The sequence below is a fragment of the Streptomyces sp. YIM 121038 genome, from assembly GCF_006088715.1.
GTDB lineage: Bacteria > Actinomycetota > Actinomycetes > Streptomycetales > Streptomycetaceae > Streptomyces.
Window position 1 is genome coordinate 5727968 of sequence record NZ_CP030771.1, and the last position, 12608, is coordinate 5740575.

The 12608-nt window shown below is 72.2% G+C and carries 13 protein-coding genes and 1 tRNA gene; 11 read left to right on the plus strand and 3 right to left on the minus strand.

Features of this window, described 5'->3' with window-relative positions:
• Positions 1 to 52: 52 nt before the first annotated feature.
• The 8 genes from C9F11_RS24490 (at position 53) to C9F11_RS24525 (ending at position 8302) form a co-directional block, all read left to right on the plus strand.
• Positions 53 to 619: an NADH-quinone oxidoreductase subunit I gene (locus C9F11_RS24490; protein WP_138961284.1), complete on the plus strand. Its 567-nt coding sequence runs from the start codon at positions 53 to 55 to the stop codon at positions 617 to 619.
• Positions 616 to 1245 carry an NADH-quinone oxidoreductase subunit J gene (locus C9F11_RS24495; protein ID WP_249401873.1) on the plus strand — a complete coding sequence of 210 codons (630 nt, stop codon included), beginning with the start codon at positions 616 to 618 and terminating at the stop codon, positions 1243 to 1245. Before C9F11_RS24490 ends, C9F11_RS24495 begins: the two co-directional genes overlap by 4 nt.
• Positions 1245 to 1682, plus strand: a complete 438-nt coding sequence (nuoK, locus tag C9F11_RS24500) for an NADH-quinone oxidoreductase subunit NuoK (RefSeq protein ID WP_138961285.1) — start codon at positions 1245 to 1247, stop codon at positions 1680 to 1682. Before C9F11_RS24495 ends, nuoK begins: the two co-directional genes overlap by 1 nt.
• On the plus strand, positions 1679 to 3673 hold the full coding sequence (locus C9F11_RS24505; protein ID WP_138961286.1) for an NADH-quinone oxidoreductase subunit L: 1995 nt from the start codon (positions 1679 to 1681) through the stop codon (positions 3671 to 3673). The genes nuoK and C9F11_RS24505 overlap by 4 nt, the downstream gene beginning before the upstream one ends.
• Positions 3674 to 3679: 6 nt before the next feature.
• Complete coding sequence (locus tag C9F11_RS24510; protein ID WP_138961287.1) at positions 3680 to 5257, plus strand: NADH-quinone oxidoreductase subunit M; 1578 nt, start codon at positions 3680 to 3682, stop codon at positions 5255 to 5257.
• Positions 5254 to 6822 carry an NADH-quinone oxidoreductase subunit N gene (locus tag C9F11_RS24515; protein WP_249401874.1) on the plus strand — a complete coding sequence of 523 codons (1569 nt, stop codon included), beginning with the start codon at positions 5254 to 5256 and terminating at the stop codon, positions 6820 to 6822. Before C9F11_RS24510 ends, C9F11_RS24515 begins: the two co-directional genes overlap by 4 nt.
• Before the next feature lie 182 nt (positions 6823 to 7004).
• Positions 7005 to 7868 (plus strand): zinc metalloprotease HtpX, encoded by an 864-nt coding sequence (gene htpX / locus C9F11_RS24520; protein ID WP_138961288.1) that lies wholly within the window; start codon positions 7005 to 7007, stop codon positions 7866 to 7868.
• A complete protein-coding gene (locus C9F11_RS24525) occupies positions 7865 to 8302 on the plus strand; it encodes a YccF domain-containing protein (protein WP_138961289.1) in 438 nt (145 codons plus the stop codon). Before htpX ends, C9F11_RS24525 begins: the two co-directional genes overlap by 4 nt.
• A gap of 424 nt (positions 8303 to 8726) precedes the next feature.
• Here the strand turns inward: C9F11_RS24525 and C9F11_RS24530 are convergent, their stop codons facing one another.
• The gene (locus tag C9F11_RS24530; protein WP_138961290.1) at positions 8727 to 10055 is read right to left on the minus strand and encodes an APC family permease; all 1329 of its coding nucleotides are present in this window, start codon (positions 10053 to 10055) and stop codon (positions 8727 to 8729) included.
• Positions 10056 to 10153: 98 nt separating this feature from the next.
• On the opposite strand from C9F11_RS24530, the gene C9F11_RS24535 reads away from it, so the two are divergent.
• On the plus strand, positions 10154 to 10420 hold the full coding sequence (locus tag C9F11_RS24535; RefSeq protein WP_138961291.1) for a GlsB/YeaQ/YmgE family stress response membrane protein: 267 nt from the start codon (positions 10154 to 10156) through the stop codon (positions 10418 to 10420).
• Positions 10421 to 10568: 148 nt separating this feature from the next.
• On the opposite strand, the gene C9F11_RS24540 is transcribed toward C9F11_RS24535, so the two are convergent.
• Positions 10569 to 11057 (minus strand): YajQ family cyclic di-GMP-binding protein, encoded by a 489-nt coding sequence (locus C9F11_RS24540; protein WP_030684979.1) that lies wholly within the window; start codon positions 11055 to 11057, stop codon positions 10569 to 10571.
• A gap of 196 nt (positions 11058 to 11253) precedes the next feature.
• On the opposite strand from C9F11_RS24540, the gene C9F11_RS24545 reads away from it, so the two are divergent.
• Both C9F11_RS24545 and C9F11_RS48790 read left to right on the plus strand, forming a co-directional pair.
• A tRNA-Tyr gene (locus C9F11_RS24545) sits at positions 11254 to 11335 on the plus strand.
• Positions 11336 to 11631: 296 nt separating this feature from the next.
• Complete coding sequence (locus tag C9F11_RS48790) at positions 11632 to 11853, plus strand: hypothetical protein (RefSeq protein WP_138961292.1); 222 nt, start codon at positions 11632 to 11634, stop codon at positions 11851 to 11853.
• A 28-nt stretch (positions 11854 to 11881) separates the two neighbouring features.
• Here C9F11_RS48790 and C9F11_RS24555 read toward each other — a convergent pair whose 3' ends face one another.
• On the minus strand, positions 11882 to 12538 hold the full coding sequence (locus tag C9F11_RS24555; protein ID WP_138961293.1) for an NAD(P)H-binding protein: 657 nt from the start codon (positions 12536 to 12538) through the stop codon (positions 11882 to 11884).
• Positions 12539 to 12608 lie beyond the last annotated feature (70 nt).

A 12608-nucleotide genomic window follows, 5' to 3' on the forward strand; every position in this document is an offset into this window, starting at 1 on the left:
CCGCCCGTCACCCGACCACCGCCCCTCAACGACGCCGTCCGGGCGGCCCCGCATGTCCGTCCCCGGATCCGGCCTGGCCAAGGGCCTCGCCGTCACCCTCCGCACGATGACGCGGAAGTCCGTCACCGAGCAGTACCCGGACGTCCAGCCCGACCTGGCGCCCCGCACCCGCGGCGTCATCGGCCTGTTCGAGGAGAACTGCACGGTCTGCATGCTCTGCGCCCGCGAGTGCCCCGACTGGTGCATCTACATCGACTCCCACAAGGAGACGGTCCCGCCCGCCGCGCCCGGCGGCCGCGAGCGCAGCCGCAACGTCCTCGACCGCTTCGCCATCGACTTCTCCCTCTGCATGTACTGCGGCATCTGCATCGAGGTCTGCCCCTTCGACGCGTTGTTCTGGTCCCCGGAGTTCGAGTACGCCGAGACCGACATCCGCGAGCTCACCCACGAGCGCGACAAGCTCCGCGAGTGGATGTGGACCGTCCCGGCCCCGCCCGCCCTCGACCCCGCCGCCGAGGAACCCAAGGAACTGGCCGCCGCCCGCAAGGCCGCCGACAAGCTCGCCGCCGAGCGGGCCGCCGCCGAACAGCAGACCACCGAGCCCGAGGGGGACGCGTGAACGTCCACGTCGCCGCCGCGGCCCCCCACGGCTTCCTGTCCCCGACCGGCGTCGAGGTCGCCTTCCTCCTCGTCGGCCTCGTCACCCTCGGCGCCGCGATCGTCACCGTCACCACCAAGCAGCTCGTGCACGCCGCGCTCTGGCTGGTCGTGGCCCTCGGCGGGCTCGCCGTCGAGTACCTGCTCCTGAGCGCCGAGTTCATCGCCTGGGTGCAGGTCCTCATCTACGTCGGTTCCGTCGTGGTCCTCCTCCTCTTCGGTCTGATGCTCACCAGGGCCCCCATCGGCCGCTCCCCGGACGCCGACTCGGGCAACCGCTGGGTCGCGCTCGCCGTGGCCCTCGCCGCCGCTGCCGCCCTGGTGTGGGTCGTCGTGGACGCGTTCCGTACGCAGTGGATCGAGCTGGACGGCCCCGCCCAGGGCTCCACCGAGGTGACCGGCGCCTTCCTCTTCCGGAACTGGGTGCTGCCCTTCGAGGCGCTGTCCGTGCTGCTCCTCGCCGCACTGGTCGGCGCGATCGTGCTGTCCCGCAAGTCCAAGGAGGACCCCGGCGGCAAGCCCCCGAAGAGCCGGAGCGGCCCGCAGCCCCCGAAGGGCGCGACGGCCCAGCAGGAGAGGACCCGCTGATGCACCTCGCCTACCCCGCCGTCCTCGCCGTCCTCCTCTTCTGCGTCGGCCTGTACGGCGTGCTCGCCCGCCGCAACGCGATCCTGGTCCTGATGTCCGTCGAGCTCATGCTCAACGCCGTCAACCTCAACCTCGTCGCCTTCGACGTCTGGCTGCGCGACACGCTCCACTCCGGCCAGGCCCTGACGCTCTTCACCATCGCCATCGCCGCCGCCGAGATCGGCATCGGCCTCGCGATCGTCCTGGCCGTCTACCGCAACCGGGGCACCTCCGCCGTCGACGACCTCCGCGACACCGCCGAACACCCCGACGGCGACGACGACGGCGACGACGACTTTGACGGCGTCGCCCTCGACGAGCCCGAGCCCGCCCCCGACGAGGCGGCCCAGCAGCCCCAGAAGTCTCAGCAGTCGCAGAAGGCCGAGGCCACCGCGTGACCACGACCACCCTCGCCGTCCTCGTCCCCGTCCTGCCGTTCCTCGGCGCCGCCGCCGGCCTGCTGCTCGGCCGCACCGTCCCCGGTCTGGTGCGGCCCCTCGCGGTGCTGCCCACCCTGACGTCGCTGGTCCTCGCCGCCGTCGTGGCCGCGCGCCAGGGCGGCGACTCCGCCGTGGACGCGGCCACCCAGCTCACGCCCACCGGCTCGGTGCCGATCGACCTCGCCCTGCACATCGACGGCTTCGCCGCGCTCGTCGCCGTCCTCGTCGGCGTCGTCGCCTGCTGCGTGCAGATCTACTCGACGGGCTATCTGCGCGACGACCCGCGCTACCCCTCGTACGCCGCCCTCGTGTCGCTGTTCACCTCCGCGATGCTGCTCGTCGTCTACTCCGGCGACCTGATGGTGCTCCTGGTCGGCTGGGAGGTCATGGGCATCTGCTCGTACTTCCTCGTCGGCCACTACTGGGAGACCCCCGAGGCCCGCGCCGCCTCCCTGAAGGCCTTCCTGGTCACCAAGCTCGGTGACGTCCCCTTCCTGATCGGCCTGTTCGCGCTCGCCGTCGACGCCGGCTCGTTCCGGATCACCACCGTCCTCGCGACGGTCGCGGACGGCGGCCTCGACCACCCGACGCTGATCGCCCTGCTGCTGCTCGCGGGCGTGGCGGGCAAGTCCGCGCAGTTCCCGCTGCACACCTGGCTGCCCGACGCGATGGCGGGCCCGACCCCCGTCTCCGCGCTGATCCACGCCGCGACGATGGTCGCCGCCGGTGTCTACTTCGTCGCCCGGCTCCTCCCCGTCTTCGCCGCCTCGTCGGCGGCCCTGGTCGTCCTCGCCGTCATGGCCGCCGTCACCATGGCCGGTTCCGCCCTGGCCGCGCTCGCCCAGGACGACATCAAGCGGGTCCTCGCGTACTCGACGATCGGCCAGCTCGGCTACATGACCGGCGCGCTCGCCGTCGGCGACCGGGGCGCCGCCGTCTTCCACCTCCTGTCCCACGGCGCCTTCAAGGCGCTCCTCTTCCTCGCCGCCGGCGTGGTCATCCACGCGGCGGGCACCAACTCCCTGGCCGCGATGTCCCGCATGCGGAACCTGCGCGCCCGCGTCCCCGACGCCTACTGGACGATGACCGTGGCGCTCCTCGCGCTCGCCGCGATCCCGCCGTTCAGCGGCTTCTTCTCCAAGGAGGCGGTGCTCGGCGCGGCCGAGCACGCGGCCACCGGGCACGCCGACGCCGTCCCCGGAGCGGCGGGCTGGATCGTCCTCGTCGCGGGCCTGGTCAGCGCCCTCCTCACCGCCGCCTACGCGGCCCGGCTCTGGCTGCTCGCCTTCAACGGACAGGGAGCGGAAGCCCCCGACCACGGCCGTCAGCCCGTCACGATGACCGCCGTGCTCTGGGTGCTCGCCGTCCCCTCACTCGCCTTCGGCCTCGCCGTCGGCACCCTGCCGGACTGGTTCGACGGCCACGAACTCGCCCCGAAGCTCACCACCTCCGTCCTCGGCACCGGCCTCGCCCTGGTCGGCGCCCTCGTCACCTACGGCGCCTGGCGGCACACCACGGCCCTCGCGGCCCGCGTGCCGATCGGCGCCGTCGCCGCCCACCCCGAGGCCGACGGGGGCGAGGTCGAGGCGGAGGCCATCGCCAGCCACGCCCCCGCGTACGGCGACGTCGCGAGCGCCCCCGACCCGGCGGACCCCGGCCGTCTGCTGCTCGGCCCGCTGCACCGCCACGCCGCCGCGGGCTTCCACCTGGACGCCGTCTACGCCGCCCTGTTCGTCCGTCCCGTGCAGGCGGGTGCCCGCCTCGTCCGCTTCCTCGACCGCGAGGTCGTCGACACGTACGTCCGCGGTGCGGGCGCCGCGCCCCGCCTGCTCGGCGCGGCCGTCCGGCGCGCGCAGACGGGCAACGTGCAGACCTATCTGAGCGCGCTGCTCGCGGGCACCGTCGTCCTGGCGGTCGCCGCCGTCCTCGTCGCCACCGCCGGAGCGTGAGCAGCAGTGATCGGTATCAGTGAGTCCGTGATGCAGTTCCTTCTCGCGTTGATCGTGGTCGGCCCGCTCGTCGGCGCCGTGGCCGCCCTCCTCCCGGCGCCGCCCGGGCTGAAGGGGAAGTCGCCCGACCAGGCCGTGCTGCGCCACGGCGTGACCGTGACCGGCGCGATCCTGCTCGCCGCGATCGTCCTCGCGCTCGGCTTCGACCACGACCACCCGTCGAAGATGCAGGCCACGACCGACATCAGCTGGATCCCCGCGCTCGACGTGCGCATCCACCTCGGCATCGACGGCATCTCCCTCCCCCTTCTGGTCCTGACCGCGCTGCTGACCTTCCTCTGCGCGCTGTACAGCTACTTCAAGCTGCCTGAGGGCCCGTCACCCAAGGCATTCGTGGCGCTGGTGCTCGTGCTCGAGTCCGGCACCCTCGCGACCTTCGCCGTCCTCGACCTGCTGCTGTTCTTCCTCGCGTTCGAGATGGTCCTCATCCCGATGTACTTCCTCATCGCCCGCTGGGGCGGGGCCCAACGCGCTCGGTCCGCCTGGAAGTTCATCCTGTACACGCTGCTCGGCTCCGTCGTGATGCTGCTCGGCCTCCTCCTCATCGGTCTCAGGTCCGGCACGTTCGACATGGTGGCACTCGCCACTGACAATCACCCCGGGCTCACCAAGTCCGTGCAGGTCATCGCCGTTCTGGCGATCGGGATCGGGCTCGCGGTCAAGACGCCGATGTGGCCGCTGCACAGCTGGCTGCCGGACGCCCACACCGCCGCCCCGACCGTCGGCTCGGTCCTGCTGGCCGGCGTCCTGCTGAAGATGGGTACGTACGGGTTCGTCCGGATCCTGCTGCCGATCGCGCCGGACGGCATGCGGACCTTCGCGCCCTACCTCGCCGCGTTCGCCGTCGTCGGGATCATCTACGGCTCGCTCGCCTGCCTCGCGCTCGCGCGGCCCGGCGCGAAGGGCGACCTCAAGCGCCTCATCGCGTACTCGTCCGTCGGCCACATGGGCTTCGTGCTGCTCGGCATCTCCACGATGAGCCCGACCGGCGTGAACGGCGCCCTGTTCGCGAACATCGCCCACGGCCTGATCACCGGCCTGCTGTTCTTCCTCGTCGGCGCCCTCAAGGACCGCACCGGCACCAGCGACCTCGACGCCCTTGCCGAGGGGTCCGGCGCCGCCCTCTACGGCAAGGCCCCGCGCCTCGGCGGCCTGCTCGCCTTCGGGGCCGTCGCCTCGCTCGGGCTGCCGGGCCTCGCCGGGTTCTGGGGCGAGATGCTAGCGCTGTTCGGCGCGTTCAAGCCCGCCGACGACCTCAGCCGCCCGGCGTACCTCACGTTCATGGCCGTCGCCGCCTTCGGCACCCTCCTGACGGCCGCGTACATGCTCATCGTCGTCCGCCGCGTGTGCATGGGCCCGGCCGCCGGAGCGGACGCGCCCCGGCTCGCCGACGTCCACGGCTACGAGTTCGCCGCCTGGACCCCGCTCGTCGCCCTCACCGTCCTCGCCGGACTCTGGCCCGCGGCCCTCCTCGGCCTCACCGACCCGGCCGTGCAGCAGCTCCTCGCGGGAGGAAAGTCGTGACCGTGGCCCCCACCGACAGCGCCTTCGTCGAGAGCGCGGCCAGCGTCGTCCAGAGCGTCGACTGGCCCGCGATCCTGCCGCCCACCATCACGGCCGTCGTCGCGCTCGCCGTGCTCGTGATCGACCTCTTCGTAGGGGAGCACCGCAAGGCGCTCCTCGGCTGGATCTCCCTCGCGGGCCTGGCCGCCGCCGCGCTCTCCATGCTGCCGATCGCCGACTCCCACCACCGCGACACCTTCTGCGTGGTCGGCACGGGCGGCACCGTGTGCAGCTACACGGTCGACGAGTTCACCCTCGCCATCCAGCTCCTCGTCCTCGGCGGAGCGCTGCTCGCCGGGCTGCTGTCGCTGAGCACCCTCAAGGACGCGCGGGCCGCCAAGAGGGAGCTCCCCGAAGGGGAGTTCTGGTTCCTGCTCCTGTCGTCGGTCGCGGGTGCCGTCCTGCTGCCCGCCTCCCGCGACCTGGCCACGCTCGTCGTCGCCCTCGAAGTCGCCTCCCTGCCCGCGTTCGCCCTGGTCGGCCTCAAGCGCGGGGACAAGCGGTCCTCCGAGGCCGCCCTGAAGTTCTTCCTCTCCTCGGTCGCCGCCACCGCGGTGACCCTCCTGGGCGTCAGCTTCGTGTACGCGGCCACGGGCACCCTCTACCTCACCGAGCTGGATGAGAAGCTCGGACAGGTCGACGGACAGCTGGAGACGCTCGCCCAGGCCGGTGTCGTGCTGACCCTCGTCGGATTCGCCTTCAAGGTGGCGGCCGTCCCGTTCCACTTCTGGGTACCCGACGCCTACGTAGGCGCGCCCCTGCCCGTCGCCGCGTACCTCTCGGTCGTCGGCAAGGCGGTCGGCTTCACCGGGCTCATCCTCGTCACCGTCGTCGGTTTCCGGTCGTACGACGACGTGTGGGGCCCGGCCATCGCCGCACTGGCCGCGCTCACCATGACGGCGGGCAACGTCGCCGCCCTCCGACAGCAGGCCACGCGCGCGTACAGCGCGGTCCGGCTGCTCGCCTGGTCGTCGGTCGCCCAGGCGGGCTACCTCCTGGTGCCGATCGCGTCGGCCGGATTCGACAACGGGCGGGGCGAGGACGCCCCCACGGACGCCGTCGGCGCCACCGTCGCCTACGCCCTGATGTACGCCGTCGTGAACCTGGGAGCCTTCGCCGTCGCCGCGCTCGTCGGCCGCACCCGGCGCAAGAACCGGGTCAGCGACTACCGGGGCCTGTACGCCAAGAGCCCGCTGTCCGCCCTCACCCTCGCCTTCTTCCTGCTCTGTCTCGCGGGCCTGCCCCCCGGCATCATCGGCCTCTTCGCGAAGGTCACCGTCTTCTCGGCGGCCGTCGACGCGGGCCTCGGCTGGCTCGCCGTGGTCATGGCTGTCAACGTGGTGATCGCCCTGTACTACTACCTCCAGTGGACGGCGCTGCTGTTCCGCGCCCCCGAGGGCGAGCCCGCCCGGCACCGCGTCCCCGCCCCGCTCACCGTGGCCATCGCCGCGACCGCGGTCCTCGGAATCGCCCTCTCCGGAGCGCCGCAGCTCGTCCTGAGGTTCACCGGGACCAGCCCGTTCTGACGCCTTTCTGAAGCCGCTCCGCCCCGGAGACGACCGCGTCACCCGGGCGGCCCACAGCGGCTCCGGCGCGCACAAGGGAACTAGCTCCTCCCGCCTGGCGTTGACCAGGAAGGGAGGGTCCACTGAACAGTGGAAGACCAGCAAGCAGAGGGTTCCCCCGCGCACCACCAGGAGGGCGTACCGTGCACCGCCGAACCAACGGGCTGAAAACCGCCGTACTCCTCGGGGGACTGTCGGCACTCATCCTCGTCATCGGCAGTTTCTTCGGGCGTACGGGCCTGATCGTCGCGCTCTTCGTAGCCATCGGGACGAACGCGTACGCGTACTGGAACAGCGACAAACTGGCCCTGCGCGCCATGCGCGCCCGCCCGGTCAGCGAATTCGAGGCCCCCGAGCTGTACCGCATGGTGCGCGAGCTCTCCACCCAGGCCCGCCAGCCCATGCCCCGCCTGTACATCTCGCCCACCGAGGCGCCGAACGCCTTCGCGACGGGCCGCAATCCGCGCAACGCCGCCGTCTGCTGCACGGAGGGCATCCTGCGCATCCTCGACCAGCGCGAGCTGCGCGGCGTCATCGGCCACGAGCTGAGCCATGTCTACAACCGGGACATCCTGATCTCCTCGGTCGCCGGCGCCCTCGCCTCGGTCATCATGTTTCTGGTCAATTTCGCCTGGCTGATTCCCATCGGCCGGTCGAACGACAACGAGGGCCCCGGCATCTTCGGCATGCTCCTGATCATGCTGCTCGGCCCGCTCGCGGCCTCCATCATCCAGCTCGCCATCAGCCGCTCCAGGGAGTACGAGGCCGACGCGTCCGGCGCCCAGCTCACCGGCGACCCCCTGGCCCTCGCGAGCGCTTTGCGTAAACTCGACGCCGGTACGAAGCAGTTGCCGCTCCCTCCCGAGCCGCGGCTGGAAACGGCGAGTCACATGATGATCGCGAACCCGTTCCGGCCGGGCCAGGGTATGTCGAAGATGTTCTCCACCCACCCGCCGATGGCGGAGCGCATCGCCCGGCTCGAAAAGATGGCAGGTCGCCCGCGATGAAAGTAATCCTGAACCTCATCTGGCTCGTCCTGTGCGGGCTGTGGATGTGCTTCGCCTACCTGGTCGCGGGCGTGGTCCTGTGCATCACGATCATCGGCATCCCGCTGGGCCTCGCCGCCTTCCGCATCGGCCTCTTCGCCCTGTGGCCCTTCGGCCGCAAGGCCGTCGAGCGCTCCGACGCGGGCGCGCCGTCCCTGATCGGCAACGTGGTGTGGCTGATCCTCGCGGGCTGGTGGCTGACCATCGGCCACATCATCACCGGCGTCCTGCTGTGCCTCACGATCATCGGCATCCCGCTGGGTCTCGCCAACTTCAAGATGATCCCGATCTCCCTGATGCCCTTGGGCCGCGAAATCGTGCCCACGGACGAGCCGTTCGGCGCTGCGTCGGTACGACCGGCACCCGCCGGGCATCCGCAGAACCAGGGGTGGTGACCCGCTTCGGCGGGGCCCGCTTCGAAGAGACGGTGCTCCGGCCGAAGGCCCGCCAGGACGGGACAGCACCCCGTCGACCACGGGCGCCCAGACACGGGCGCCCAGACCCGACGGCGCCCTCCCGAGCGCGGGCGGCGCACCCGGCGGCAGGGGCTCACTCCCGGACAAGGCAGCGCCCCCATAGCCGAGGGAAGCGCCCCTCACAGTCGGGGGGCAGCTGCGATCACCAGCCGGGAGACCGGCTGCGACCACCAACCGGGGACGGCCCGCGTCAGCCGATGGCCGCCTCCTCCAACCGGGGACGGCTCGCCCCAGCCGATGGCCGCCTCCTCGAACCGGGGGCGGCCGATCCGCGGCCGAGGGCCGCCTGCCCCAACCGGGGGCGGCCGATCCGCGGCCGATGGCCACCTGCCCCAACCGGGGATCACCCGCCCCCGCCAGGAACTGACGCCCCGCCGGGCCCGCCCCCGCCCCCACGTCGGCCCCGCCCCCCGATCCGCCGCCGCACCCCGTAGGCCACGGCCCCCACCGCCACCACCCCCGCACCCGCCACCAGCGAAACCCCCGGCAGCGCGAACGCCAGCACCACGCACCCCGTGGCACCCACCACCGGCCCCACGCGCGCGAGGGGCGCCCGACTCAGCGTCCACGCCGACGCGTTGGCGATCGCGTAGTACACGAGCACCCCGAACGACGAGAAGCCCACCGCGCCGCGCACGTCCGCCGTCGCGGCCAGCAGGGCCACCACCGCGCCCACGGCGATCTCCGCCCGGTGCGGCACCTGGAAGCGCGCGTGCACGGCGGCGAGCGCCCCCGGCAGATGCCGGTCGCGCGCCATGGCGAGCGTCGTCCGCGACACGCCCAGGATCAGCGCCAGCAGCGACCCGAGCGCCGCCACGGCCGCCCCCACCCGCACCACCGGCACCAGACCCGGCGCCCCCGCGGCCCGTACGGCGTCCGCCAGCGGAGCCGAAGCCTCCGCGAGCCCGCCCGCCCCCAGCACGGCGAGCACCGCCACGGCCACGCACGCGTACACCGCGAGCGCGATGCCGAGGGCCAGCGGAACCGCGCGCGGAATCGTGCGCGCCGGATCACGGACCTCCTCGCCCAGCGTCGCCACGCGCGCGTACCCGGCGAAGGCGAAGAACAGCAGTCCCGCCGCCTCCAGGACCCCGCCGAAGCCGCCGCCGGAGAGCCCCACGTCCACGCGCCCCGCCTCGGCCTCCGGCGAGCCCAGACAGACCGCGACGACGAGTACGAGAACCGCGAGCACCCCGGCCACGATCACCCGGGTCACCCACAGCGACTTCCGCACGCCCAGGTAGTTCACGGCCGTCAGGGCCACCACGGCGGCCACCGCGACGGCGCGCGCCTGCCCGGGCCACGCGTACGCCCCCACCGTCAGCGCCATGGCCGCGCACGAGGCCGTCTTGCCGACGACGAACGCCCAGCCCGCCAGATAGCCCCAGAACTCCCCGAGCCGCTCCCGCCCGTACACGTACGTCCCGCCGGACTCGGGGTAGCGCGCCGCGAGCCGGGCCGAGGCCACGGCATTGCAGTACGCGACCACGGCGGCGACCGCGAGCGCGATCAGCAACCCCGGCCCGGCGGCGTCGGCCGCGGGCCCGAGGACCGCGAAGATCCCGGCCCCCACCATCGCGCCGAGCCCGATCACCACGGCGTCGCGGACCCCGAGGGTCCGCCGCAGCTCCCCAGCCCCGTCAGGCCCCCGCCGCCCCGTCCGCCCTGTCATGGGCCCGCACCCTAGCGACCCGAGGGAACCGCCACCGCCCCCTGCGACGTCCCACAGGACAACAACGCACGAAAAGGCACGAAAGGTCAGGTCACCGCATGGGTGTCATCAGCTGGATCATTCTGGGCCTCCTCGCCGGTGCCACCGCCAAGATCCTGCTCCCGGGCCGCGACCCGGGCGGCTTCGTCGGCACGACGGTGATCGGCATCGCGGGCGCCTTCGTGGGCGGCTGGCTCTCCGCACGCTTCCTCGACCGGCCCATAGCCGAGCACTTCTTCGACGGCGCGACCTGGACGGCGGCCATCGGCGGCTCGCTCGTCCTGCTCATCGCCTACCGCATCCTCTTCGGCCACTCCCGGCGCTGACTCCGCCGGACGGCCGCGGACGTCCCCACGAGGCTCCTACGCGTTCCCCACACAGACCGCAGCCAGCAGCAAGGGCGGGCACCCGATCCGGGTGCCCGCCCCCTCATGTCCCACGGCGTGCGTACGACTCGACCGCGTACGCGACTACCTACCGGTAGTTCACGAACTGCAGCGCGAAGTCGAAGTCCTTGCCCTTCAGGAGGGCGATCACGGTCTGGAGGTCGTCACGGCTCTTCGAGCTGACGCGCAGCTCCTCGCCCTGCACCTGCGCCTTGATGCCCTTGGGGCCCTCGTCGCGGATGATCTTCGCCACCTTCTTCGCGTTGTCCTGGGAGATGCCCTCCTCGATCGACGCGAAGATCTTGTACTCCTTGCCGGACAGCTGCGGCTCGCCCGCGTCCAGCGACTTCAGCGAGATGCCCCGCTTGATCAGCTTGGACTGGAACACGTCGAGGATCGCCTTCACGCGGTCCTCGCCGTTCGCCTCCATCAGGATCTTCTCGCCGGACCACGAGATCGAGGCGCCCGTGCCCTTGAAGTCGTAGCGCTGCGAGATCTCCTTGGCCGTCTGGTTGAGGGCGTTGTCGACCTCCTGCCGCTCGACCTTCGAGACGATGTCGAAACTGGAGTCGGCCATGTCCTGTGGCTCCTTGTATCGGTATCTGCGTACTCAGCGGGTACACGGCCTTCAGTCGCCGACCGCATCCGCAAAGCCTAGCCACTGCCCCCGCGCCGGGTGCCGATCAATCGGGTGGCGAAGCACCCCTGGGCATCAGGTATCGTTTACGTCGTTGCCACGGAGCACCGCGAGAGCGGGGCCAGGCAGCAAACCCGGCGGTGTGCCCGAGCGGCCAAAGGGAGCAGACTGTAAATCTGCCGGCTCAGCCTTCCCAGGTTCGAATCCTGGCGCCGCCACGCTGAGAGAGACCCTCTTCGACTTGCGTTTACGCAGGTCGGAGGGGGTCTTTGCGTTTCCTTGGAGGGCCATCCAGGGATCGCTTGCGCCGATCGGAAAGCCGATCGAAAATGGGTGATCTGCCTCACATTGTCCCGGTCGTGTCAGTGCCCTGATCGCAGGGCGTCACCCGCCGAGGCGCCGGGGCCTGCGGGGGCGGCCCGGCCGCCGGAGCGGCTGCCCCTTCGCGAGCGAGACGGCGTCGACGCGGGAGCGGGTGCGCGACGCACGCGGGTGCCGTGGGCACACTGGTGACATGTCGTCCAGTTCAGCGCGTCGCAGGCACTGCCCGGAGTGTCGGCGCGAAATCGCCGTCGTCGGCGGGCGGTTCGCTCGTCACGACCCGCCGGGGCCGCGCGGCGGGGAGGACCTGGTCTCGTGCCCCGGCTCGCGCCGCCACGCCCAGATCGGTGCCGCGCAGCCCGCGCTCGACGGCTACGTAGTGCCTGAATTTCCCGGGCAGTTGCCCTTGTTCTGAGCCCCGGCCGCGCTCGGCGGCATACGGGTCAGTTCCCGGCGACCGACTTCACCGCCACCGACACCGGCACGGAACCGCTGACCAGTTCGAGGGTCAGGCCCGCCGTCGCCGGGGTCTCCAGGAGCTCGGCGAGTACCGCGGCCACGTCGTCGCGGGGGACGGGGCCGCGCCCCGTCGACGCCTCCAGGCGCACGAGGCCCGTGCCCGCGTCGTCCGTGAGCATCCCCGGGCGCAGGATCGTCCAGTCGAGGGCCGCACGGCCGCGCACGTCCGCGTCGGCCTCGCCCTTGGCACGCAGATACGCGTCGAAGATCTCGTCCCCCGCGTGGTTCGGATCCGCGCCCATCGACGACACCACCACGTACCGCCGCACACCGGCCCGCTCCGCCGCGTCCGCGAACAGGACGGCGGCCGCGCGGTCCACGGAGTCCTTCCGGGCGGCGCCGCTGCCGGGGCCGGCGCCCGCGGCGAACACCGCCGCGTCCGCGCCCTCCAGATGCCCCGCGACCTCCTCGACGGACGCCGACTCCAGGTCGCACAGCACCGGCTCGGCACCGGCGTCCCGCAGGTCCGACTCGTGCGCCGAATTGCGGATGATTCCTACGGCTTCGTCCCCGCGCGCGGCGAGCAGCCGCTCCAGACGCAGGGCGATCTGTCCATGGCCTCCAGCGATGACAATGCGCATGCCTCCGACGGTACGGCAGATCCGGCCGCTCGGCCTCGGACAGCACCCGCGACGCCCCCGCCCCCGCAGG

Coding starts and splice junctions, on each gene's coding strand:
- C9F11_RS24490 (WP_138961284.1), top strand. CDS start 53: ATGTCCGTCCCCGGATCCGGCCTGGCCAAGGGCCTCGCCGTCACCCTC.
- nuoK (WP_138961285.1), top strand. CDS start 1,245: ATGCACCTCGCCTACCCCGCCGTCCTCGCCGTCCTCCTCTTCTGCGTC.
- C9F11_RS24525 (WP_138961289.1), top strand. CDS start 7,865: ATGAAAGTAATCCTGAACCTCATCTGGCTCGTCCTGTGCGGGCTGTGG.
- C9F11_RS24530 (WP_138961290.1), bottom strand. CDS start 10,055: ATGACAGGGCGGACGGGGCGGCGGGGGCCTGACGGGGCTGGGGAGCTG.
- C9F11_RS24535 (WP_138961291.1), top strand. CDS start 10,154: ATGGGTGTCATCAGCTGGATCATTCTGGGCCTCCTCGCCGGTGCCACC.
- C9F11_RS24540 (WP_030684979.1), bottom strand. CDS start 11,057: ATGGCCGACTCCAGTTTCGACATCGTCTCGAAGGTCGAGCGGCAGGAG.
- C9F11_RS48790 (WP_138961292.1), top strand. CDS start 11,632: ATGTCGTCCAGTTCAGCGCGTCGCAGGCACTGCCCGGAGTGTCGGCGC.
- C9F11_RS24555 (WP_138961293.1), bottom strand. CDS start 12,538: ATGCGCATTGTCATCGCTGGAGGCCATGGACAGATCGCCCTGCGTCTG.